Here is a 23170-nt window from a genome sequence, read left to right as displayed (position 1 = left end):
CGGACGCGGTTCGCCCCTGGGAGAGCGCCTCATGTTCGAAAACATGGGAAACAAGTGGTCCCGCAAGAGCGTGCGGAAGGAGGGCGAGGACGACTGGGTTGTGACGTTCGCCGACATGGCGACCCTGCTGCTCGCGTTCTTCATCCTTCTCGCGGCGATCTCGAAGGTCGATCCCGTCATGTTCGAGCAGGTCAAGGCCGGCATGGCGGAAGGCATCGGCCAGCGCGAGATTGATCGCCCGATCGAGGCCTTGCGCAACGACATCACCGCCGCCATCGACCTGATGAAGGTCGACGACGTGGTGGGGCTGGGCGTCGACCAGCAGGGCCTGGTGATCGAGTTCGCGAGTGCGGCGTTCTATCCGCCGGGCTCGGCCGAGCTTCGGCCCGAGGCCCTGCCCGTCTTCAAGCAGATCGCGGCCACCCTGGGTGGCCCCAAATACCGCAACTTCCGCATCGAGGTGCAGGGCCACACCGACGACACGCCCATCAGCACGCCGGCGTTTCCCTCCAACTGGGAATTGTCGGCGGAGCGGGCGACGCGCGTCATCCGGCTCTTCGTTGACGAGGGGCTGCGGTCGCAGCGGATGCGTGCCGTCGGCTTCGCCGATACGGCGCCGAAGGTCCCCAACCGGGGCCCCGATGGCAACCCTCTCCCGAACAATCAGGAGATCAACCGCCGGGTCACCGTCCGGGTGACACCCCGGTAGGGGGCCGGCGACCCGGCCCCAAGGACCGGCCGCGGCCCCACGATCCGCCTATTCGTCGGCGGCCACCCACATCTTCAGGATGGAATCGGGATCGTCGACCTTGCCGTTGCGCGCCGACGGCCCGACCTTGATGCCGTCGACCGCATCCATGCCGTCGACCACCTGACCCCAGATGGTGTACTGGCCGTCCAGGTGGGGCACGTCAGCGAGGCAGATGAAGAACTGGCTGTTGGCCGAGTTCGGGTTCTGCGTCCGGGCCATGGAGCAGGTGCCGCGCAGGTGGCGCGCCTGGCTCGGCTCCGAAAACTCGGCCTTCAGGTCGGGCAGATCAGAGCCCCCCATGCCGGTGCCGGTCGGATCGCCGGTCTGGGCCATGAAGCCCTCGATCACGCGGTGGAACACGACACCGTTATAGAAGCCCTGGCGGGTCAGGGTCTTGATGCGCTCCACATGGTTGGGCGCCAGATCGGGCCGCAGCGCTATGGTCACGACACCGTCCTTCAGTTCCATCTTGACGGTGTTCTCGGGATCGGACGTCTCGGCCATGGTGGCGCCTTTCCGGTCAATGCAGTGAACGATAAAGAGGCAGGATGGCGGGCAGCCTACCCCTCCTCGGCGAACCGCCGCAACAGCCTGTCATGCACGCTAGGCGTCACGAAGGTGGAGATGTCCCCCCCCAGGCGTCCGATCTCCTTGACGAAGCGCGAGGAGATGAAGTGCGACCGCTCTGACGCCATCAGGAACACGGTTTCGACGGTGTTGTCGAGCCGGGCGTTCATGCCGGCCATCTGGAACTCGTACTCGAAATCCGACACCGCCCGCAAACCGCGAATAATGACCGAGGCCTCCATCTCCTTCACGAAGTTCACCAGCAGGGTTTCGAACGGCATGACCTCAATGCGGGCCACCGCGCGGGTCCCGAACTCCTCCAGCGACTCGCGGACCATCCCCACCCGCTCCTCCAGGGTGAACATCGGCCCCTTGCCGGCGTTGACCGCGACCCCCACGATGAGGTGATCCACGATCCGCGTGGCCCGGCTGATAATGTCCAGATGCCCGACCGTGACCGGATCGAACGTCCCCGGGTAAAGGCCCACATGCTTGCGCGCCATCCGCGCCTCCCCCCCTCTTATATTGCGCCTCGGTTCGGAGGCGTCAGGTCTCCGGGTCCCCGCCATCCACGTCCCCGGTATCGGGAGCGGTGGCGTGACCGTCGCCCGCCCCGTTCCCGGTGTCCTCGCCGTCCTCGTCGCCCTCGCCGTCCTCGGCCAAAGACGCCGGCAAATGCGCGGCGGAGACCACCATTTCCTCCTCGGCGGTCCGGAACAGCCGCACCCCCAGCGTCTTGCGGCTGGCGATCCGCACATCGTTCAGCGGCATGCGGATCAGCTTCCCGGCGTTGGTGATCAGCATGATCTGGTCGTCGTGCCCGACCGGGAACGAGGCCATCACGTGGCCGTTGCGGGGCGCCGTGTCGATGTTCACGATGCCTTTGCCGCCGCGTCCGGTGACCCGGTATTCGTAGGACGACGTCCGCTTGCCGAAGCCGTTCTCGGTGACGGTGAGGATGAACTCCTCGCTCGCCACCATGCTCTCCCACTCCTCATCCGTCAGGGCGCCCGGCTCGACCGCCTCCGCCTCGACGTCCGGGGAGTGATCCGCCTCGCCCTCCTCGTCCTCGGGTCGGCGCCGCTCCTGGTTGGCCCGCTTCAGATAGGCGGCCCGCGTCGCCGGATCGAAATCAGCGTGGCGCAAGGTGCCCAGCGCGATCACCCGGTCGCCCCCCTCCAGCCGAATCCCGCGCACCCCGGTGGAGGTCCGCCCGGCGAACACCCGAACATCCCCAACCGGGAACCGGATGCACTTGCCGGCGTGGGTCGCCAGCAGCACGTCCTGATCCTCGGAGCAGGTATGGACCCCGATCAGGGAGTCGCCCGGCTCCAGCTTCATGGCGATCTTGCCGTTCGCCATGATGTTGGTGAAGTCGGACAGCTTGTTGCGGCGGACATGCCCCGAGGCGGTCGCGAACATCACGTCCAGCTCGCCCCAGGTGTCCTCGTCCTCCGGCAGGGCCATGATGGTGGAGATGGTCTCACCCTCACCCAGCGGCAGCAGGTTGACCATGGCCTTGCCGCGCGCCTGCGGCGTGCCCTGCGGCAGGCGGTAGACCTTCAACTTGTAGACGATGCCCGCCGACGAGAAGAACAGCAGCGGGGCGTGCGTGTTGGCGACGAACACGGTGGTAACAAAGTCCTCGTCGCGCATCGCCATGCCGGAGCGGCCCTTGCCGCCGCGCCGCTGCGCCCGGTAGGTCGAAAGCGGCACCCGCTTGATGTAACCGGTGTTGGTGACCGTGACGACCATGTCCTCGCGCGCGATCAGGCTCTCGTCGTCGACCTCGAACTCGACGTCCTGAAGCTCCGTCCGGCGCGGGGTGGCGAAGGCCTCGCGCACCTCGGCCAACTCGCAGCGCATCACCGCGAACAGCTTCTCGCGCGACGCCAGGATGGCCAGGTATTCCTCGATGCGGGCGCCGATCTCGCGCAGCTCTTCCTGGATCTTCTCGCGCTCCAGCCCGGTCAGACGATGCAGGCGCAGGTCCAGGATGGCGCGGGCCTGGGTCTCCGACAGCCGGTAGCGGCCGTTGACCACCATGTGGCCCGGCTCGTCGATCAGATCGATCATCGGACCGACCTCGCCCACCGGCCAGTCCTCGGCCATCAGGCGCTCGCGCGCGGTCTGGGGGTCGGGCGCCGAGCGGATCATCTGCACCACCCGGTCCACGTTGACCACGGCCACCGCCAGACCGGCCAGGACATGGGCGCGGTCGCGCGCCTTGCCCAGCTCGTGGATGGTGCGGCGGCGGATGACCTCTTCGCGGAAATCGATGAACGCCGTCAGGATCTCACGCAGGGTGAGCATTTCCGGCCGGCCCTTATTGAGGGCCAGCATATTGACGCCGAACGTGGTCTGAAGCTGGGTGTAGCGATAGAGCTGGTTCAGCACGACGTCGGCCTGGAAGTCGCGCTTGACCTCGATCACCACCCGCACGCCGCGCCGGTCGGACTCGTCGCGGATGTCCGAGATGCCCTCCAGCTTCTTGTCGCGCACCATCTCGGCCATTTTTTCGATCATGGCCGCCTTGTTGACCTGGTACGGCATTTCAGAGACCACGATGGCCTCGCGATCCCGCGCCATGGTCTCGATGGCGCAGCGCGCGCGCATCACGATGCTGCCGCGCCCGGTCAGATAGGCCGCCCGGATACCGGCCTTGCCCATCACCAGACCGCCGGTCGGGAAGTCCGGTCCCGGCACGATCTCGATCAGATCCTCGGCCGACATGTCCGGGTCGTCGATCAGCGCCAGCGTCGCGTCGATCACCTCGCCCAGATTGTGCGGCGGCAGATTGGTGGCCATGCCGACCGCGATACCGCCGGCGCCGTTGACCAGAAGGTTGGGGAAGCGCGCCGGCAGCACCACCGGCTCAACCGAGTTCTCGTCGTAGTTCGGCTGGAAATCGACCGTGTCCTTGTCGATGTCTTCCAGCAGCGCATGCGCGGCCTTGGACAGGCGGGCCTCGGTGTACCGCATGGCTGCGGCCTTGTCGCCGTCCATGGAGCCGAAGTTGCCCTGGCCGTCCACCAGCTTCAGGCGCATGGAAAAGTCCTGCGCCATACGCACCATGGCGTCGTAGATCGCGCTGTCGCCGTGGGGGTGATACTGACCCATGACATCGCCGACGATGCGCGCCGATTTTCGGAACGGCCGGTTGTAGGTGTAGCCGTTCTCGTTCATCGCGTAGAGAATGCGCCGGTGCACGGGCTTCAGGCCGTCGCGCACGTCGGGCAAGGCGCGGCTCACGATCACGCTCATGGCGTAGTCGAGGTAGCTGCGCTTCATCTCGTCTTCGATGGTGACGGGCGAGATGTCGTTGTCGGAGGGAGCGTCTGAGGGGGGTGTCACGGTCGGATATCGCCTACGGGTGTCGGGATCTCTCCCCGCCGGACCGCGCCGACGGAGCGTGCGGTGATGCGGCGCGCCCCACGGCCAAAACGCCCGGCAACCGCGCGGGCCCCGGCGCGGGCAGGGGAAAGGGACTGGACCTTAGCAAACGCCGGAGGGCGGGGCAACGCGAGCCGCACCGCCCGACCGCGCGCCGCCCCCGCCCCCCGCACGGAGGGGTAAGGATCGAGGCATGCCGCGCGCTGAAGACCGCTGCGCGCGCCGGGCCAGTGCCCCGATCCGCGACCGTGAACGAGACGCGCAAACGCCCCGTGCAATGTGTTGACAGCGGGCATCGCCCGCCGTACAAAGCGCGTCCGGCCTTAGTCCCCTTCGTCTAGAGGCCTAGGACACCGCCCTCTCACGGCGGCAACAGGGGTTCGAATCCCCTAGGGGACGCCAATTCTCCTAAGTTACTGATTTTCCAGCACAATATGCCTTGTTATCGACATGCCTGTTGTCCACCGGGCACAACATCGGCATGCGGGACGGCGTGCTGGAATCACATCATCTGTTCCGCCCACGCGGGAAAGGCTGGTGCTTTCGCCACCGGACTCCCGACGCTCTCATGGATCAGACCAATCCCCTCACCGGCAAACCATTCGGCACGGACATCAGGCTCGGGTTGAAGACTCGCGACCTGCGCGCACCCCTCCACAAGCGGGACATCATCCGCGAGGACGCGGAGCGGATTGAACGGGTCTAAGGCGAAGTCACCGCCGTCCGCTGGCTCAAGACCGCCCGAGCCCAGGGCACCCCGTTCAGCACCGATATGGACGAAGGGCCGAGCATTCCGGGGATCGCCCGCCTGACCGCCTTCGTCATGCTGATCGAGATGCCGGAACTCGGCACCATGGAGGCAGGACAAGCCGCCGGCCTCGCCGGTCTGGCCCCGGTCGCCCGGCAATCCAGACGATGGACCGGCCGCGCCCTTCCATGCCCGCCCTCGTCACATGTCCGCCCTCGTCGCGGCTCGCTTCACTCCCGACCTGAAGACGAAATAACGACGCTCTCGTCAAGGCCGGAAAACCCGCCAAAATCGCCATCACCGCCATCATGCGAAACCTCGTCGGCCTCTCGAACGCCCTGCTCAAGGCAGGGCGTTCCTGGATGCCAAAAGCCGCTTGATCAACACGGATACTCTAGCCGATCATACCGCCGCGCCCCGTTTTCGAGTCGTCCCGCAAGCCGCTGAGGAACGCCGAGACGGCATCATTCAGTTCCACGTTCCGGCTCATCAGAGCCTCTGCGGAGCTGAGGACCGAGCCGGCGGTTTCGCCGCCCTGGCGGGCCGCGTCATGCACCGTCCCGATGGCCGTGCTCACCCGCTGCGAGGCTGTCTCGGCCTGCTGGATGTTGTGCGCGATCTCGTTTGTGGCTGTGTTCTGCTCCTCGACCGCGGCAGCGATGGCGCTCGCCACCTCGCTGAGGCTGGCGATGGTTTCCCCGATGTCGGAAATGGCCTGCACCGTGCTGGTGGTGACGCCCTGGATTTCCTCGATCTGACGCGAGATGTCGTCGGTCGCCTTGGCGGTCTGGTTGGCGAGCGTCTTGACCTCGTTGGCCACCACCGCGAAGCCCTTGCCGGACTCACCGGCGCGCGCCGCCTCGATGGTGGCGTTGAGCGCGAGTAGGTTGGTCTGGCTGGCGATATCGGTGATCAACGCCACCACGTCGCCGACCCGCTGGGCCGCCGCCTTGAGGGCCGCAACCGTTTCCGAGGTCTGATCCACGCGATCGACGGCGGTCTGGGCAATGGAACTCGACTGGCTGGCCTGCCGGCTGATTTCCCGGATCGAGCTGGCCAACTCCTCGGTTGCCGCCGCCACCGTCTGGGTGTTCCGCGATGATTCCTCAGCGGCCGCCGCGACGGCATCCGACTCCCGCAGGGTTTCCTGCGCCCCATCCGACATGGTGGTCGCCAGCGTCTTCAACTCCTGCGACGCACTGCCCAGCCCGTCCGCCAGGGAGCCAATCTGGCTTTCGAAGCGGCGGGCCAAACCTTCCATTTCGGCTTCGCGCGCCTTGGCCGTGCGCTCGGCCTCGTCCCGGCTGCGCTGCCGGTCGTCCTCCGCCTGCCGCAACAAGGTTCGCAGCGACTCAAACGCACTGGAAAGGTGCCCGATTTCAGAGGACGAGACCTTGAGATCCAGCGACTCGTCGTACGCCCCAGTGGACAGGTGGCCCAGGCCGCGCACCACGGTCCCCAAGGGTCGGCTGATCCCGCGCACCATCAACCAGGCGAAGGCGCCCAGGATCGCGCAGGCAATCGCGACACCGATGCCGAGCGACCAGAACTTCCGGGCCATGGAATCCCAGATGTCGTCCACGATCATGCCCGTGATCACGACCCAGCCATACGTGGGCTCCTGCGCCGCAAAGAACATCTTTTGGCTGTCGTTCTTCGTGGATCCGGGGCGGCGCCCCAGCGCGGTATGGAAGCCTCCGGTCGTGCCGTTGTCGCGGGCCACGCGCATCAGCGCCGTGTACAGCGTGCGCGTCGTCTCTTTTTCCGCCGTCAGCAGACTGGAGCCGACCTGGTTCATGCGCGACGGATGCATCAATAGCGTTCCACTGATGTCCGTCACAATGAAGTAGTTGTTCCCGTTGTAATTTATATTTTTCAGGATCTGCAGGGCTTCATCCTTCGCCTGCTCATCCGTCAGCCCTAGAGCATCAGCCCGTTTCTTGACGGCCGCAATTTCATTCGACGCGATCTCAACCAGCATGCGCAGGCTTTCGCGCCGATCCTCGAACCGGGTCCCAAGCAACGTGTAGCCAGAAAACACGCCCAGCGACGCGATCAGAACCAGAACAAACAGACCCAGAACCAGCAGTTGCGTGCTGATACGCACATTCCGTAACATCGGCTTCTCCCTCTCGTGACCCAACTCGATCCAAGCCCCGCGACGCCCCGTTCTGGGCGCCCCCGTCACCGTCCGTCGTCTCGCCCCCCTCCCAGACACCGAGTTCCGGCTGACAGACGCGGCACATCAGCACGACGGCATCCCTGTCGTCGTGGTCGTCATGGCCGTCATGGCCGTCGCGGTCGCCGCGGTCGGGTCACCGGCGCGTGGGACGCGAGTCCCACGCGATCAATGCCGCGCATGGCGAAGGCCGCGCCTTTAAGGCAGAAAGTTCGCACATCGTTTCTTTCTTTTCTATTGACGCAGGGCTGCGCGGTACGGATTTTGCCCCCATGGCTTTTGCCACAGCCATACAAACGCTTTGCTTTCGCCGCTGTCTTATTTGAAGTTGTCTCTATGCTGCGTCAAAACCAAAAAATACGCTGGCTGAATCAACCAAAAATCGTGCTCATCAGGAACGCCAGCGTTCTGATCTGAACACACGGCGCCTTAAACCCGAAACCAAACGACATCAACCTGTTTTTCGGACGCCCCTTAAGCGCCCACGCGCGGGCGAGCCGGCGCGCGGATATCAGTCCGCACCGCACACGAGGTCTAAGGCGTCGCGGCCGGTCGCATCGCCGGTTGAGCCGACCATCCCGCCTCCCGTGCGCGCGGTCCGGCGCCGAGGCATCCCGCCCGCCATGCGCGCGATGGCTTGCACGCGATGGCTTGCGCGACAGTGTCGGCGGCTTCGATGACGCTCCGGGGTTTCTTAACCGGGACGGCGTCATTATTTCCGATGTATGCTTAAGGGAGTGAAATCCGTTATAGTTGCTTTTCCCGATGACGGCGGACACATCAAGACGTCAGATCGAGCCAGCCCCATGTCACACACACGGCAAAAACAACCGCCCCTGTCGAGCGCTTTTCTGAAACTTGTTCAAGCGCACGCCCGATCCGGTCGGGGGCGCCTCTTCACCTACCTGTTCGTCGTCGCGCTGATGGGCCTTGCGCTCGTCATACGGCTGGCCATCGCTCCGATTGACGGCGGCATCCAGTACATCACCTTTTTCCCATCCGTCGCCATCGCGGCGGTCATCGGGGGCTTCGGCGCCGGCATGTTCGCCGCCTGTATCGGGATTGTGATGGCCAGCTATCTGTTCTGGCCCCCGTACATGAGCTGGGCGCTCCATCTTGAGCGCGGCATGCTCCTCTCCAATGCCGTTTTTTTCATCGACGCCTTGCTTGTCTGCACGTCCATCGAGGCCATGCATCGATTCTATCGGCGCTTTCAGGGAGCCGAGGAAGAGCTTCGCTCGGCGGCGGCCGTCTACGAGCACGCATCCGAAGGCATCATGGTCACCGACCCGGCCACCCGTATCCTGACGGTCAACCCCGCGTTCACCCGCATGACCGGCTTCAGCGCCGAGGAACTGATCGGCGAGACGCCCGCGATCCTCCAATCCGACATGCACAGCGACATGTTCTATTACGACATAACCAATACGCTGTTCGAAAAGGGGGCATGGCAGGGACAGATCTGGAACCGTCGCAAGAACGGCGAAGCCTATCTGCAGTGGACGACCATCAATAAGGCATCCGATCCTTTCGGAGACTCGGTACGCTATGTCGCGGTGTGCCGCGACATCACCGACAGTCACTCAAACGAGGAGAAGATCCGCTACCTGGCGTTCTATGACGCCCTGACAAACCTGCCCAATCGCCTGATCCTGGAGGAGCGGCTTGAGCGGGCCATAGGGCGGGCGAGGCGGGACAACAGCCGCGTGGCCGTGCTTTTCATCGGCCTCGACCGGTTCCGGACCGTCAACGAAACCCTGGGCCACGCCGTCGGCGACCGGCTGTTGCAGGACATCGCGCGCCGCATTCGCCACCACATCGGCGTCGATGATACCGCCGTCCGCCTGAGCGGCGACGTGTTCGTCGTGCTCACGGAAGGCGTAGCCGCCAATGAGCGGGAGCCGGGCCGGCCCGCCGATCTGATCACGGCGATCGCCCAACCGCTGAGTCTCAAGGGACAGACGGCGCAGGTCACGGCCTCTATCGGTGTGGCCGTCTTTCCGGACGATGCCACAAACCTGGAGACGTTGTTTCAGCACGCTGAAGCCGCCATGTTCACCGCCAAACGCGCAGGCGGAGCCACGATCCGCCATGCCGTGCCGCTGGACCACGGGGCCGCGCCGCCGTCCGAGAAGGAGCCGTCGAAGGCGAACGGTTGAGCCGGGGACGACAGGACGAGCGCCGGGGATACCGGTGACGGGGCACGCGCCACGACAGCAGGGGCGTTACCCGTCGTCGGATCGGGTCGCCGCTCGTTCCATCCGGGCCACCAGCCGGTCCCGCGCCGCCGGCGGCGCCGCGTGGCGCGCATTGAACACATGACGCTCCAGGAAAAAGCCGGTCAGGCGCAGGCCATCGCGCACATCCTCCCGCGAGGCGTCGCCGGGATCGGATGCGGCCCGCAGGAACCCGGGAAGCGGCAACAGCCGGTCCCGCCAGGGCGCGCCGGCCGCAGTGGAGACGGCCCGGCCGCTTTTCGGCGAGACATAGGTCAGATCGTCGCGGGTGCCGGTGGCCGCACAGGCCGAGAGGTCGAGCCCGAACCCCAGGTCGGTCAGAACGCCCCGCTCCCACAGCACATAAGCGACCCCCAGCGCCGTGGCATCGGCGGGAGCCTCCGGTCCGGACAGCCACCCCAGCAGCGCCACCGTATCCGCATAGGCCGCCGACATGGGTTCACGCTCGGGCAAGGCGGCCTGTGTCACCGCACACACGGCCGACAGCACCGCCAACCGCCCGGCATCACCCATCACCCGGGCCGCCACGGCGTCCACCATTTCGCCGGACAGGGTGCCAAGGTGCTCCGGCAGGCGGGCCTTCCACGTGACCTGCACCCGATTGCCCGGCTGCCAAAGGCCGCGCGCCGCCTTGCCGAGCCCCCCGCGCACGAGGCCCGGACACCATCCGTGGGCCGCCGAAAGCACCGCCACCAGCAGACTGGTCTCGCCATGCGGACGCGCGGACAGCACGATCGCCTCGTCGCGCCACTCAACGGCCACGGTCGTGTCCTTTCGTGGTTGGGGAGGCCGGGAGGACCGCGGCCCGGCCGATCAGCGGAACGCCAGCGCCAGGGTATACATGCCCAGGCCGGCCAGAACCCCGCCGAACCCGCAGAAGATCAGCACCGGCGGCATCCAACGCGGCAGGGTCCAGAGGTGCTGCCCGACCAGCACGATCAGGCTGATCACGCCGACCGCGAACAGGATCAGCGCCCATCCGTCCATCATGCTCCCTCCTCATCCGACGGCACGGCCCTTTGCCCCCCAGGCAGACGGCCGCCGGATCAGACGTCGTAGTCGAGGCCCCAGTCGGCGTAGTGGCGACGGTCCTCCCACAGGCGCTCATGCACCTTGACGAAAAGGAACAGGTGCACGGGGCGTTCCAGAAGGGCGGACATCTCCTGGCGCGCGGCGGTGCTCAGGGCGCGGATCCGGCTGCCGCCCTTACCCAGAACGATGGCGCGCTGGCTGTCGCGCTGCACGTAGATCACCTGATCGATCCGGACCGAACCATCCGCCCGCTCCTGCCAGGACTCGCTGTCCACCAGCGCGGAGTACGGCAGTTCCTGGTGGAGCTGGTGAAAGATCTGCTCGCGCGTGATCTCCGCCGCCCACAGGCGCTGCGGCAGGTCGGAGATCTCGTCCTCGGGATACATCCAGGGACCGGTCGGCGCCTCGCGCGCCAGCAGGGCGATCAGGTCCTCGGTGCCGTCGGCCTTGAGCGCGGAGATCATGAAGACCGCGCGGAACACGCCCTCGTCGTTCAGCGCGGCGGCCAGCGCCAGCAGACTGTCGCGCCGGACCATATCGATCTTGTTCAGCGCCAGCAGGCAGTCGGTGCGGCCCTGCTCGCGCAGGCCTGCGATGATGGCCCGGGTGTCGTCGTCGAGACCGCGGTGCGCGTCCACCACCACCATCACCTGATCGGCATCGGCGGCCCCGTCCCAGGCGGCGGCGACCATGGACCGCTCCAGCCGCCGCTTCGGCGTGAAGATGCCCGGCGTGTCGATGAACACGATCTGGGCCGGGCCGTGCAGCGCCACCCCGCGCACGCGCGTCCGCGTCGTCTGCACCTTCGGGCTGACGATGCTGACCTTGGTGCCCACCAGCGTGTTGACCAGCGTGGACTTGCCAGCGTTGGGCGCCCCCACGACGGCGACAAAGCTGCAACGGCTGTCGCCCTCTTCGGCGGCGGGAACGGCGGGTTCGAGATCGTCGGTCATGAGCGGGTCAGTCGGTCCATCAGTCGGGCGGCGGCGCGTTGCTCCGCCTGGCGTTTCGAGGGGCCCTCGGCGGTGGCGGCGTCGTGGCCCTCCACCCGCGCGGCCACGGTGAACAGGGGCGCGTGCGCCGGGCCCGCCGTCGCCACGGTCTCGTAAACCGGCAGCGGGAGGCCTCGGCCCTGCGCCCACTCTTGAAGCGCCGTCTTGGCGTCTTTCGGCGGGGCCGGGTTCTCTTCCATCAGCGGCGCCCAGGTCGCCCGAATGAAGCGGTCGACGCTCGCATAGCCGCCGTCCAGGTACAGGGCACCCAGCACCGCCTCGCACACATCGCACAGCAACGCCGGGTTCTCGCGCCCGCCAAGGTCGGCCTCGCCGCGCGACAGCCGCATCAGGGCCGGCAGGCCGAGATTGCGCGCCACGCGGGCCAGCGTCTCGGCACGCACCAGGGCGGTGTGCCGACGCGCCAGCGCGCCCTCCGGCTCGGCCGGAAAGCGCGTGAACAGCATATGGGCCACCACCAGACTGAGCACCCGATCGCCCAGGAACTCCAGCCGCTCGTAACTGCGCGGCCCGCCGCCGGCGCTGCCGTGCGTCAGGGCCTGCGCCAACAGAGTCGCGTCCCCAAACGTATGCCCCAGCCGCGACTCGAGGGGTGCCAGCGAGTCTCCGGTCCCGAGCGCCCCGGAAACGTCCATCGGGGTGCGCCGCTTCGCCACCGTTCGCACGCCTCTAATTGACGACCGTGAACAGCCGGTCGAACCGAATCGCCCAAGGCCACTTCCAGACTTCCCACAGCGCGGCCGAGCCGTCGTTGGAGAAGAACACCACCTCGGCCCGCCCCACGAAATTCTCCAAGGGCACGAACCCGACGTCGGCGCGGCTGTCGGCCGAGTTGTCGCGGTTGTCGCCCATCATGAAGTAGTGCCCCTCGGGCACCACGAATTCACGGGTCTGATCGTACGGCCCGCTGTCGCGGCGATCTTCCAGAATGAAGTGCGTGACACCGTTGGGCAACGTCTCAACGTAGCGCGGAGAGCGGTGGACGCTGCCGATCTGATCGTGCCACACCGCGTCCTCGACGCGCTCGCGCGGCACCGGGTCGCCGTTGATGTGCAGCACACCACGAATCATCTGGATTCGGTCGCCGGGCAGGCCGATGACCCGCTTGATGTAGTCCACCGAGGGATCGGACGGCAGCTTGAACACCGCGACGTCACCGCGCTTCGGCTCCGTCACCAGGATCCGGCCGGGAAACGGCGGAAAGCTGAACGGCATCGAATGCCGGCTGTAACCGTACGAGAACTTGGAGACGAACAAATAGTCCCCGATCTCCAGCGTCGGGACCATTGAGGCCGACGGGATGTTGAACGGCTCATAGGCCACGGTACGGATGACAATGGCGATGAGAACAGCATAGATCACGGTCCGGATCGTTTCTCCGAACCCACCGGTTTTTTTCTTCTGCATGAAGCCGCTCGCGCACCCCTCGGAATTCTGGGAACGCGCCGCATCGCTCTTCGTACGATCCGCTCCGTTCCAACGCGCGCCGATCAAGACAGCCCCTCCCCTCAAAGTCAAGATTGGCCGGACGCGGCGGCCCGTTCGCGGGGACCATCGGGCCGGGCCTCATCCATCAAAGCGCGCATCCGCTGGATCGATGCATGCAGGCCGACAAAGATGGCCTCGCCCACCAGGAAATGGCCGATGTTGAGCTCGCGGATCTCCGGCATGGCCGCGATGGGGCCCACGGTGTCGTAGGCGAGCCCGTGCCCGGCGTGGATCTCCAGGCCATGCCGCGCCCCAAGCTGCGCGGCGGCCCGCAGGCGCTCCAGTTCCACCAAGCGGGCCTCCCCCATGGCGTCGCAGTAGGTCCCCGTATGCAGTTCCACCACCGGCGCGCCCAACGCCACGGCGGCCTCGATCTGGTGCGGCGCAGGCTCGATGAACAGCGAGACGCGGATGCCCGCGTCGCCAAGCGCCGCCACGATCGGCGCCAGATGCGCCTGTTGACCGGCGGCGTCCAGACCGCCCTCGGTGGTGCGCTCCTCGCGGCGCTCCGGCACGATGCAGGCGGCGTGCGGACGGTGACGCAGGGCGATGTCCAGCATCTCGGCGGTCGCCGCCATCTCCAGGTTCAGCGGCAGGTCCAGCTCTCGGCTGAGGCGCGCGATGTCGTGATCGGAGATGTGGCGCCGGTCCTCGCGCAGATGCGCGGTGATGCCGTCGGCCCCCGCCTCGGCCGCGATGAGGGCCGCGCGCAGCGGGTCGGGCGCGAGGCCGCCCCGGGCGTTCCGGATGGTGGCGACGTGGTCGATGTTGACGCCCAGACGAAGCGCGGACGCGGAACGGGAACCGGTGCTCATCGGACAGACCTTCGTGGTGGTTTTATCAGGGGATCTTTTTTTGGGTGTCTTTGTGGCTTCCATCGGGCAGCCGCACGCAGTCACGCGCGCCGGATATGGAGCGCGCCCCGCCGCGATCAACGTGCGGGCACCTCACGGGCCCCCTACCGACGCGACCGCTCCACCGAATTGACGGCGTTCGACGCCCGCAGGGCCGCGATGATGTTGGTCAGGTGCCGCACGTCCCGGACTTCGACGTCGATGATCATATCGAAAAAATCGGCGGTCCGCCCCGTGATCTTCAGATTGCTGATGTTGCCCAGATTCTTGGCGATCACCGTGGTCAGTTCGGCCAGGGACCCCTGATGATTCCCCACCACCACGCTCAGCCGGCCGGTGTGGGCGTTGACCGTGGCGTCCTCGTCCCAGCTTAGATCCAGCCAGCGTTCCGGCGTGTCCTGGAACTGTTCGAGCTGGTCGCAATCGATGGTGTGGATGGTCACCCCGCGGCCCGTGTGCACGATGCCCACGATGCGATCACCCGGCAGCGGGTGGCAGCAGCGCGCGTAGTGGATCGCCATCCCCGGAATCAGGCCCTTGATCGGAATGGCGTCGCGGTCGGGCTTGGACCGGGTCCAGCCCTTGCCCAGAGTGGGGAGAACGCGCGGCAGGCGCGGCGCGGTCTTGATGCCGGGATAGACCGCCGTCACCACGTCGCGGGCGGCGATCGTACCGGCCCCGACCTCGGCGCACAGGTCCTCCAGAGTCGGCGCCCGGAACCGCCCCAGAACACCCTCCAGCCCCTTCTCTGTGTAGGTTTCGCCGGCGCGGCTGAACTCCTTGACCAGCATCTGCCGGCCCAGGTCCTGGTACTGCTCGCGCTGTTTCAGGCGGATGAAGCGGCGAATCTGCGCCCGCGCCTTGCCGGAGACGACGAAGTGCTCCCAGTCCGGCGACGGCGTCTGGGTCTTGCTGGTCGCGATCTCCACTTGGTCGCCGTTGTTGAGCACGTGGCGCAGCGGCACCAGCCGGCCGTTCACCTTGGCCCCGGCGCACTTGTTGCCGACGTCGGTGTGGACCGCATAGGCGAAGTCCACGGGCGTACCGCCGGCGGGCAGGTTGATGACGTCCCCCTTCGGCGTGAAGCAGAACACCTGATCCTGGTACATCGCCAGCTTGGTGTGTTCCAGGAACTCGTCGGGGCTGCTGGTGTGCTCCAGAATCTCGATCAGCTCGCGCAGCCAGCGGTACTGCGTGCCATCCAGCGGCTCGTGGCGGCCCTGCTTGTAGGACCAGTGCGCGGCCACCCCGCGTTCCGCGACCTCGTGCATGTCGTGCGTGCGGATCTGGACCTCGATGCGCTGATTGCGCGGCCCCAGCACGGCGGTGTGGATGGACTGGTAGCCGTTGGCCTTCGGGGTCGAGATGTAGTCCTTGAACCGATCCGGCACCATGCGATAGTGCGCGTGGATGACGCCCAACGCCCGATAGCAGTCCTCCAGGGACTCGACCATGACCCGGAAGGCCATGATGTCGGCGAGCTGCTCGAACCCGACATCCTTGTCCCGCATCTTCTTCCAGATCGAGTAGGCGCTTTTCTCACGGCCGGCGATCTGCGCCTGCAAGCCCTGTTCGGAGATGACCTGGCGCAGTTCGTCCACGATCACCGGCACCAGTTCACCGCCGTGGGACCGCAGGTACTCCAGGCGGGCCAGGATGGAATCCCGAGCGTCGGGATGGATCTGCTTGAAGGCCAGGTCCTGGAGTTCGTCCTTGATCTCGTGCATGCCGATGCGTTCGGCAAGCGGCGCGTAGATCTCCATCGTCTCCAGGGCGATGCGCTGGCGCTTTTCCGGCTTCTTGATGAAATGCAGCGTGCGCATGTTGTGCAGCCGGTCGGCCAGCTTGACCAGCAGCACGCGGATATCGTTGGACATGGCCAGCACCAGCCGACGGAAGTTCTCCGCCTCGCGCGTACTGCCGCTGGGGGCCAGCTTGATCTTGGCCAGCTTGGTGACGCCGTCGACCAGGGTGGCGACTTCCGCCCCGAAGTTCCGCTTGATGTCGTCGAGGGAGGCGTCGGTGTCCTCGACGACGTCGTGCAGCAGCGCCGTGACGATCGAGGCGCTGTCCAGCTTGTAGTTCGTGAGTATGCCGGCCACTTCGACCGGATGGGAAAAGTACGGATCCCCCGAGGCGCGCAGCTGCGAACCGTGCATCTTCACGGCATACACATACGCCTTGTTAAGGATGCCCTCATCCGCGTTGGGGTCGTACGCCGCCACGCGTTCGACCAACTCGACTTGCCGCATCATGAGGCCGCCCTCCCGTCCGCCGAGTCGCGACGAAGGGATCGCCCCACCGGGCGTGGGCGTTCCACTCGGATCTGATCACGCGCCGCCGCGCGTGGGGGGCCTGCCATCCTGTCTGACGTCGCGGACACGCCCCGGGGGTCCAGCCGCTCGGGCGCGCCGCGCCCTGCCCCGCAGCCTGCCCTACACCCTGCCATGGCGCCGATCAGGACTCCTCCGGGAAGCCCCGCTCGTCCGCCTCGGCCTCGTCCACCGCAACCGCCTGCGCGGGCGTCGCGTCCTCGGCCTCGCCACCGTCGCCGTGCACGGTCAGGCCGTCGGCGAACACCTCTTCCGCCTCGTTGGCCGCGTCGCGCGCGTCGGACGGAATCTGGCGCTGCGCGGCCAGGGCGTCGAACTCGTCCTCTTCGGGCTCGTCGGTTTCGACGTGCTTCTGCAGGCCGGTGATGAGGCCATTGGTCAGGTCGTCCTCAACCACCGTCCGCTCCGCGATTTCGCGCAGGGCGACCACCGGGTTCTTGTCGTTGTCCCGGTCCATGGTCAGCGGGCTGCCCGCGGCGATGTCGCGCGCCCGCTGGGCGGCCAACAGCACCAGTTCGAACCGGTTCGGAATCCGCTCAATGCAATCTTCGACGGTGACGCGCGCCATCGTGTTCTCCCGAGGAAAAATTCAATCGAACCAAGCTATATAGTCGGTCTCCCGCAGCGCCGCAAGCGCGGCGTGGCGAATTGTGCCGGGTCCGTTCCGGCGTCCGGCGCCGGTGCTGCGCACAAGCGACCGACGGTGGCGGCGCGCTTGCGCTCGCCCGACGAAGCCGGTACGCCAGAGCGCATGACCGACGATCACACGCCCCCCGTACCCTCGCCTGCTTCACCCGGCGACCTTGAGCGATTGCTGGCGATCATGGCCCGGTTGCGCACCCCGGAGGGCGGGTGCCCCTGGGACCTAGCGCAGACCTTCGCCTCCATCGCGCCGCATACGCTGGAGGAAGCCTATGAGGTCGCCGACGCCATCGAACGCGGCCACATGGAGGACCTGAAGGACGAACTCGGCGACCTTCTCTTTCAGGTGGTGTTTCACGCTCGCATGGCGCAAGAGGCCGGGCACTTTACCTTCGCCGATGTGGTGGCGGCCATCGCCGACAAGATGGAGCGGCGCCATCCGCATATTTTCGGGGGCGACGCGGCGATTGCCGACGCCGCCGCCCAGACCGAAGCCTGGGAGGCCCTAAAGCAGGCGGAGCGCGCCGCCAAGGCGCATACCGGCGTGCTGGACGGCCTGACGGTCGGGCTGCCCGCCACGGTCCGATCGCAGAAGATCGGCCAGCGCGTGGCCCGGGTGGGGTTCGACTGGCCCGATCCGAACCGGCTGCTCGACAAGGTTCAGGAGGAACTGGACGAGGTCCGTGCCGAGGTCAACGCCGGGGCCCCCAAGGAGCGCGTGACGGACGAGGTCGGCGACCTGATGTTTACCTGTGTCCAACTCGCCCGTAAGCTCTCCGTCGATGCCGAATCGGCCCTGCGGCACACGAACACGAAGTTCGAACGCCGGTTCCGCTACCTCGAATCGCGGCTGGCGGCCACGGGCCGCGAGGCGACCGACGCCTCGCTTGAGGAGATGGAAGCGCTATGGCACGAAGCCAAGGGCGAGGTGGGCTGAGGACCCGGGCGGCGATTGCGCTGCGGGCCCTTGCCGCGGTGCTGCTGGTGATCCCGCTGGTGGCCAGTTGTTACGTGCCCGACGACTTCCTGGTCGAGGTGCGCATCAACCGCGACGGCGCGTTCGGACTGACCTACAAGGGCACCCTGACCTGGGCGCCGCTCTGGTCCGACATCCGCGAGGGCAAGCTGTCCGAGGCGGAAATCGCCGAAAAGGTCGAGAACATCCGCACCGACCTGACACGCTACCCCGGTTTCCAGTCCGTGGAACACGAGGGCTCCGGCCGGTTCCGCGTGTTCTATCAGACCACCGGCCACGTCGAAGGCGACGAAAGCTATTACTTCCTGCGCTCCAACGCCCGGGTCATCGCCATCATTTCGCGCGCCGACGGCCTGATGATCGTCCGTACCCACGGCCTGACGGACGCCAACAAGGAACGCCTCCTCGCCGCCGGCATGGACACGCGCGGCAAGATGCGCGTGGCGACCAACGCCAGTGTCTTGCAGCACAACGCGCAGGACATCCAGTCGGGGCCGAACGGGTTCGTCTATTACGACTGGGTGGTGCGCCACGTGACCGACGAAGCCCCGCGCATCGTCTTGGCCCGGTAGATCCGCCGAGCCTGCGGACAATCCGCCAAATCCCTCGGGGTTGATACGTGACGCGCGCGTCCGGCGACGATCGCCCCCCAGAATCGGGCCGTCGCCTTATCTGAGCGTGCACCTATATCGTTCGCCATATGAACCATGCGGATCCCCTGAACGGCCGTGTGGCGAACGTGCGCGATTCGGCGCAGACCAGATCGCGAACTCAGGACCGGGCGCGCGCCAAAGCTGTTGAATCGTTTAGGTATGCGCAGCGCACAGACCTCCCCGCTCACACTATAAGATGTTCACGCGACGCATATAAATCAAAACGCGCCTCGTGCTCGGTCATCATGACACGGCTTTTTAGACTTCTCTTCAGTAAGTTAGGCGCCGGTTTCTCAACCATCCTGTTATGCACCATAACCAAAGCCATACATCAAGCGCGCTTGTACCAACAATCGCGCAGGTATAACCATGTCTTATGCTCAATGCCTGGATAAATGAGAGAAAAGTTGTTATGGGCACTGTGACAGCATTACGCATAAAGACCCACACTCTTCTCCGCACCTACAGCCTATCGCCTTTCGTTTCGAACCGAGCCAGAAACACACGATCAGAATATTCACTCCACTGTCCGTTAATGAACTCCATTGTCAACAAATATGATTTAGCGAAGAAATGTAAAACACAATAAAACTTGGATCATAAAGAGAACATCCATGCCCCTTGTAATTCATACAGAGTGCTAATAAATTTATCTTTTTTGTTTTTTCATTTCCCTTGAAAAACAAAGCCGAAGTCGAGTCGGCGCCAAGAGACAAACGGCGCCGGTCAGTAGTAGCCCGCTGCGGGGGCAGAGCCATCCGCCCCTGCCCACGCCGAACGATCGAGGGCACCAATGCTGGAATCACCGAACCAAACCACCCCGGAGTCATCCGATGGTGCCACCATCTCCCGTCCCGCCCTGCCGGCCGCCGGCGACATCGTTGTGCCGTTCGAAGGCGCCTGCGGCATTGCGGAGGCCGGCGCCATCCGCGCCCGCCTCCTGGCGGCCCTGAGCACGCCGGACGCCAAACGCGTGGTCGTCGACTGCCGCGCCGTGACCGAGGCCGATCTGACCTTCCTGCAAATCCTTCTGGCCGCGCGCGCCGGTGGCCAGGATGCCGGCCGCCCGGTCGTCCTGGCCGCACCGGCCAGCGGCGCTCTCGCCAGCGCCCTGATCTCGGGCGGTTTTGCGCACCCCGATGGCCCGGAACAGGGGTGGCTCAATCCCTTCTGGTCCGGGCACTGAACATTACAAAAAGGACGCACGTTATCATGGCGAACACGGTTCTTGTGGTCGATGACTCTTCCAGCATCCGTCAGATGGTCAGTTTCACGTTGGACGGGGCCGGGTATGCCACCGTCACCGCCGTCGATGGCGTCGACGGGCTGACCAAGCTGCGCGCGGGCACTGTGGGCATGGTGATCACCGACCTGAACATGCCGAACAAGGACGGCCTGGAGTTCATTCGGGATATCCGAGCCACGCCGGCCCACAAGTTCCTGCCGATCGTCTTCCTGACCACGGAGTCCGACGAGACGAAAAAGGCGCAGGCCAAAGCCGCCGGTGCCTCCGGCTGGATCGTCAAGCCGTTCAAACCCGAACAACTGGTTGCCGTCGTCAAACGATTCCTTGGCTAGCAGAAGCGCCGGCCAGAGGCTCCCAACGGTTGGAAGAAGGTCCACCATGAGCAGCATTCAGCAGCCGAACGCCGAGGTTTTTCTGTCCGAAGCGGACGACCTCCTGGCGGAGCTTGAGGCCGGCCTGCTCGACCTGGAGACGCGCCCTGAGGATGCCGATCAGATCAACCGCGTATTCCGTGCCTTGCACACCATCAAGGGATCGGGCGCGGTGTTCGGGTTCGACCACGTCGCCGCCTTCACGCATCAGGTCGAAAACGCGTTTCAACGTGTGCGGGACGGAGAGGCTCCGGTCTCGCCGGACTTACTGGAAGTGACGCTGGTCTCCCTCGATCACATCCGAAGCCTTCTCCAGAACGAAGACGAGCCAGAGCGCGAGGCCTGGATCACAGCCCGGCTGGGCGCTCTGTGGCAGAAGGCCCCCGACGGGCCGAGCGACGCAGACACCGCCGCCCGTCCCAAAAACACCGCGCCGTCCGCGCCCGAGGCGGGCGCCCCGCACTCGTGGCACATCCGGCTGACGCTGGCGCCCGACGTCATGGCGTTCGGCACCAACTGCCTTCGTCTTCTGGACGAGGTGAAGACCCTGGGGCCGTGCATCACGATCGGCCTGCCCGATGCCATCCCCCCCTTGGCGGAGATGGACCCCGAAGCCTGCTATATGGCCTGGGACATCTTCCTGACCACGGACCAGCCGCGCTCCGCCATCGACGATATCTTTTTGTTCGTCGCCGACGGCGCCACCATCCGCATCGAGCCCATCGAACCGGACGATGTGCCGCAACGCTTGGGTGAAATCCTCGTGGACCGGGGCGACATCACGGCGACGACCGTCGCCGCGACGCTGGAACGCCAGCGGCCGCTGGGCGAACTTCTCGTCGGCAGTGGCGACGTGTCCTCGGAACGGGTCGTGTCCGCGCTGGTCGAGCAACGGGCCCGCGCGCAGGGCACCGCCACCGCCAACGGGGCGGCCGCCGGCGGGACGGACGGCGCCCGAAGCACCATTCGTGTCCAGGCGGAGCGGCTGGACAGCCTGATGGATCTGGTGGGTGAACTCGTCATTGCCCAGGCGCGGCTGACCCGCCTGTCCGGCGAGACGGACAACCCGCATCTGCGGGACGTCGCCGAGGACATCGAGCGCCTGTCCACGGACCTGCGGGAAACCACGATGGGGATCCGTATGGTACCGATCGCCACCCTGTTCGGCCGCTTCCGCCGGGTGGTCCGGGATGTCTCCCGCGACCTCGGGAAGACCGTGGACCTGACCATGGAGGGCGAGGAGTCCGAACTCGACAAGACGGTGATCGAGCGGCTGAACGATCCGCTTGTTCACCTGATTCGAAACTGCATCGATCACGGCTTGGAGACCACGGAAGAGCGGGTGCGCCTCGGCAAGCCCGCGCACGGCCATGTGCATCTGTCGGCGGCGCACTCCGGCACGCAGGTCCTGATCCGCGTGAGCGACGACGGGCGCGGCATGAACTGCGACGCGATCCGCGCCAAGGCGGAGGAGCGCGGCCTGCTGGCTCCCGATGCCGTCCTCTCCGACAGCGAGTTGCTCGCCTACGTGTTCCATCCAGGCTTTTCGACCGCCCGCGAGGTGAACGCGGTGTCCGGGCGCGGCGTGGGCATGGATGTCGTCAAGCGCACCATCGACAGCCTGCGCGGCACCATTGAAATGTCGAGCACGCCGGGTCAGGGCACGACCGTCACGCTCCGGCTGCCGCTGACCCTGGCCATCATCGACGGCCTGCTGGTGCGCGTGGGCCGCGGCCACTACGTCATCCCGCTCTCGGCGGTCGAGGAATGCGTCGAACTGCCTGCGGCGACACGTCAGGCCAAGGACGGCTGCGATTTCCTGAACATCCGCGACACGCTGGTGCCGTTCCTCTGGCTCCGCGAGCTGTTCCAGGCCGAGCCCCCCCCGGATGCGCACCAGAAAATCGTGGTCGCGGCGGCCGAAGGCGCGCGCATCGGTCTGGTCGTCGACCAGGTGGTCGGCCAGCACCAGACCGTCATCAAGTCGCTGGGCCGCATTCTGGCCCATGTGCGCGATTTTTCGGGCGCCACCATTCTGGGCGACGGCACCGTCGCCCTCATCATCGACGTGCCCCGTCTGGTCAAGATGCGTCCGCCCGCCGGATCGGGGGACGAGCGGCGTCCGACAGCCACGGAGGCGCACCCATGACGCACGCGGCCCCCACCCCCGTTTCAGCCCCGGGCCCGTCCCTGGCCGCCCATGGCGCGGCAGACAGCGAGACACACACCGTGCTGTCCATGGCCCTGGCCGGAACCGTGTTCGCCCTGGAAACGGCCATCGTGCTGGAAGTGCTGGACGTCGTGCCCCTGTCGCCGGTGCCCAACGGCGGCGCCTTCGTCAAGGGGCTGCTGAATGTGCGCGGCAAGGTCGTGCCGGTGGTCGAGCTTAGGGCTCGCCTCGGCCTGACCACCGAAAGCGAACGGACCGTCGACAGCCGGATCGTCGTCTTGTCCGTGCCGATGGACGGCGAGGACACGCTGGTCGGGATCATGGCCGACAAGGTCCATGGCGTTGTCGACATCGATACCGCGCGACTCAGCGACCCGCCCGCCGTGGGCATCAGCTGGCGGGCCGAGTTCGTCAAGAGCATCAGCCGTCGCGACGACGGCTTCATCGTCATCCTCGACGTGGAAAAAGTCTTCGGGGTCGACGGCGACACTGGCCGTTAAGCCCATCCGACGTGGCG

General features: G+C 66.2%; 23 protein-coding genes and 1 tRNA gene. 12 read left to right on the top strand and 12 right to left on the bottom strand.

The features are described from left to right. Nucleotides 1-31: 31 nt before the first annotated feature. On the top strand, nucleotides 32-709 hold the full coding sequence (locus tag GGD82_RS16100) for an OmpA/MotB family protein (protein ID WP_150063345.1): 678 nt from the start codon (nucleotides 32-34) through the stop codon (nucleotides 707-709). Between the two features lie 48 nt (nucleotides 710-757). On the opposite strand, the gene GGD82_RS16095 is transcribed toward GGD82_RS16100, so the two are convergent. Genes GGD82_RS16095 through gyrA form a run of 3 tightly spaced genes read right to left on the bottom strand, consistent with a single transcriptional unit; the run spans nucleotide 758 to nucleotide 4609 of the window. Continuing rightward, nucleotides 758-1255 carry a peptidylprolyl isomerase gene (locus GGD82_RS16095; RefSeq protein WP_150063344.1) on the bottom strand — a complete coding sequence of 166 codons (498 nt, stop codon included), beginning with the start codon at nucleotides 1253-1255 and terminating at the stop codon, nucleotides 758-760. Nucleotides 1256-1311: 56 nt separating this feature from the next. Further along, on the bottom strand, nucleotides 1312-1821 hold the full coding sequence (gene coaD, locus GGD82_RS16090) for a pantetheine-phosphate adenylyltransferase (RefSeq protein WP_150063343.1): 510 nt from the start codon (nucleotides 1819-1821) through the stop codon (nucleotides 1312-1314). 43 nt (nucleotides 1822-1864) lie between these two features. Further along, entirely contained in the window at nucleotides 1865-4609 is a 2745-nt protein-coding gene (gene gyrA, locus GGD82_RS16085; protein WP_211364808.1) for a DNA gyrase subunit A, read from the bottom strand. Nucleotides 4610-5037: 428 nt separating this feature from the next. On the opposite strand from gyrA, the gene GGD82_RS16080 reads away from it, so the two are divergent. The 3 genes from GGD82_RS16080 (at nucleotide 5038) to GGD82_RS21620 (ending at nucleotide 5906) form a co-directional block, all read left to right on the top strand. Beyond that, nucleotides 5038-5113 (top strand) — tRNA-Glu (locus GGD82_RS16080). A 166-nt stretch (nucleotides 5114-5279) separates the two neighbouring features. Next, complete coding sequence (locus tag GGD82_RS16075; RefSeq protein ID WP_170284380.1) at nucleotides 5280-5417, top strand: hypothetical protein; 138 nt, start codon at nucleotides 5280-5282, stop codon at nucleotides 5415-5417. A 66-nt stretch (nucleotides 5418-5483) separates the two neighbouring features. Continuing rightward, nucleotides 5484-5906: a transposase gene (locus GGD82_RS21620; protein WP_150063341.1), complete on the top strand. Its 423-nt coding sequence runs from the start codon at nucleotides 5484-5486 to the stop codon at nucleotides 5904-5906. On the opposite strand, the gene GGD82_RS16065 is transcribed toward GGD82_RS21620, so the two are convergent. Beyond that, nucleotides 5854-7578, bottom strand: a complete 1725-nt coding sequence (locus GGD82_RS16065; protein WP_150063340.1) for a methyl-accepting chemotaxis protein — start codon at nucleotides 7576-7578, stop codon at nucleotides 5854-5856. The genes GGD82_RS21620 and GGD82_RS16065 overlap by 53 nt on opposite strands. Before the next feature lie 240 nt (nucleotides 7579-7818). Between GGD82_RS16065 and GGD82_RS16060 the strand changes: the two genes are divergently transcribed. Further along, on the top strand, nucleotides 7819-8055 hold the full coding sequence (locus GGD82_RS16060; RefSeq protein ID WP_150063339.1) for a hypothetical protein: 237 nt from the start codon (nucleotides 7819-7821) through the stop codon (nucleotides 8053-8055). A gap of 308 nt (nucleotides 8056-8363) precedes the next feature. After that, on the top strand, nucleotides 8364-9797 hold the full coding sequence (locus GGD82_RS16055) for a diguanylate cyclase domain-containing protein (protein ID WP_150063338.1): 1434 nt from the start codon (nucleotides 8364-8366) through the stop codon (nucleotides 9795-9797). Between the two features lie 66 nt (nucleotides 9798-9863). Here GGD82_RS16055 and recO read toward each other — a convergent pair whose 3' ends face one another. The 8 genes from recO to rpoZ form a co-directional block, all read right to left on the bottom strand. Further along, complete coding sequence (gene recO / locus GGD82_RS16050; protein ID WP_150063337.1) at nucleotides 9864-10637, bottom strand: DNA repair protein RecO; 774 nt, start codon at nucleotides 10635-10637, stop codon at nucleotides 9864-9866. A gap of 51 nt (nucleotides 10638-10688) precedes the next feature. After that, nucleotides 10689-10865, bottom strand: a complete 177-nt coding sequence (locus GGD82_RS16045) for a hypothetical protein (RefSeq protein WP_170284379.1) — start codon at nucleotides 10863-10865, stop codon at nucleotides 10689-10691. Nucleotides 10866-10921: 56 nt separating this feature from the next. Continuing rightward, entirely contained in the window at nucleotides 10922-11860 is a 939-nt protein-coding gene (gene era, locus GGD82_RS16040) for a GTPase Era (RefSeq protein WP_150063336.1), read from the bottom strand. Beyond that, nucleotides 11857-12555, bottom strand: a complete 699-nt coding sequence (gene rnc, locus GGD82_RS16035) for a ribonuclease III (protein WP_150063335.1) — start codon at nucleotides 12553-12555, stop codon at nucleotides 11857-11859. Before rnc ends, era begins: the two co-directional genes overlap by 4 nt. Before the next feature lie 34 nt (nucleotides 12556-12589). Continuing rightward, nucleotides 12590-13327, bottom strand: coding sequence for a signal peptidase I (lepB, locus tag GGD82_RS16030; protein WP_150063334.1), 738 nt, complete (start codon nucleotides 13325-13327; stop codon nucleotides 12590-12592). A 107-nt stretch (nucleotides 13328-13434) separates the two neighbouring features. Further along, nucleotides 13435-14223 (bottom strand): pyridoxine 5'-phosphate synthase, encoded by a 789-nt coding sequence (locus GGD82_RS16025; RefSeq protein WP_150063333.1) that lies wholly within the window; start codon nucleotides 14221-14223, stop codon nucleotides 13435-13437. 143 nt (nucleotides 14224-14366) lie between these two features. Continuing rightward, nucleotides 14367-16517, bottom strand: coding sequence for a RelA/SpoT family protein (locus GGD82_RS16020; protein WP_150063332.1), 2151 nt, complete (start codon nucleotides 16515-16517; stop codon nucleotides 14367-14369). 202 nt (nucleotides 16518-16719) lie between these two features. Next, nucleotides 16720-17163 carry a DNA-directed RNA polymerase subunit omega gene (gene rpoZ / locus GGD82_RS16015; protein ID WP_150063331.1) on the bottom strand — a complete coding sequence of 148 codons (444 nt, stop codon included), beginning with the start codon at nucleotides 17161-17163 and terminating at the stop codon, nucleotides 16720-16722. A 183-nt stretch (nucleotides 17164-17346) separates the two neighbouring features. On the opposite strand from rpoZ, the gene mazG reads away from it, so the two are divergent. From mazG to GGD82_RS15985, 6 genes are all read left to right on the top strand, one after another. Further along, on the top strand, nucleotides 17347-18174 hold the full coding sequence (mazG, locus tag GGD82_RS16010) for a nucleoside triphosphate pyrophosphohydrolase (RefSeq protein ID WP_150063359.1): 828 nt from the start codon (nucleotides 17347-17349) through the stop codon (nucleotides 18172-18174). Further along, complete coding sequence (locus GGD82_RS16005; protein ID WP_150063330.1) at nucleotides 18144-18785, top strand: hypothetical protein; 642 nt, start codon at nucleotides 18144-18146, stop codon at nucleotides 18783-18785. The genes mazG and GGD82_RS16005 overlap by 31 nt, the downstream gene beginning before the upstream one ends. An 874-nt stretch (nucleotides 18786-19659) precedes the next feature. Further along, a complete protein-coding gene (locus GGD82_RS16000; RefSeq protein WP_150063329.1) occupies nucleotides 19660-20052 on the top strand; it encodes an STAS domain-containing protein in 393 nt (130 codons plus the stop codon). A gap of 26 nt (nucleotides 20053-20078) precedes the next feature. Beyond that, nucleotides 20079-20444 (top strand): response regulator, encoded by a 366-nt coding sequence (locus tag GGD82_RS15995; RefSeq protein WP_150063328.1) that lies wholly within the window; start codon nucleotides 20079-20081, stop codon nucleotides 20442-20444. A 46-nt stretch (nucleotides 20445-20490) separates the two neighbouring features. Then, nucleotides 20491-22632, top strand: coding sequence for a chemotaxis protein CheA (locus tag GGD82_RS15990; protein ID WP_150063327.1), 2142 nt, complete (start codon nucleotides 20491-20493; stop codon nucleotides 22630-22632). Then, nucleotides 22629-23153 carry a chemotaxis protein CheW gene (locus GGD82_RS15985; protein ID WP_150063326.1) on the top strand — a complete coding sequence of 175 codons (525 nt, stop codon included), beginning with the start codon at nucleotides 22629-22631 and terminating at the stop codon, nucleotides 23151-23153. The genes GGD82_RS15990 and GGD82_RS15985 overlap by 4 nt, the downstream gene beginning before the upstream one ends. Nucleotides 23154-23170: the final 17 nt, after the last annotated feature.

Source organism: Roseospira marina, from assembly GCF_014197855.1.
GTDB classification, from domain to species: domain Bacteria; phylum Pseudomonadota; class Alphaproteobacteria; order Rhodospirillales; family Rhodospirillaceae; genus Rhodospira; species Rhodospira marina.
Note: the sequence above shows the minus strand (reverse complement) of the source record. Positions and strands in the feature narration are given on the sequence as shown.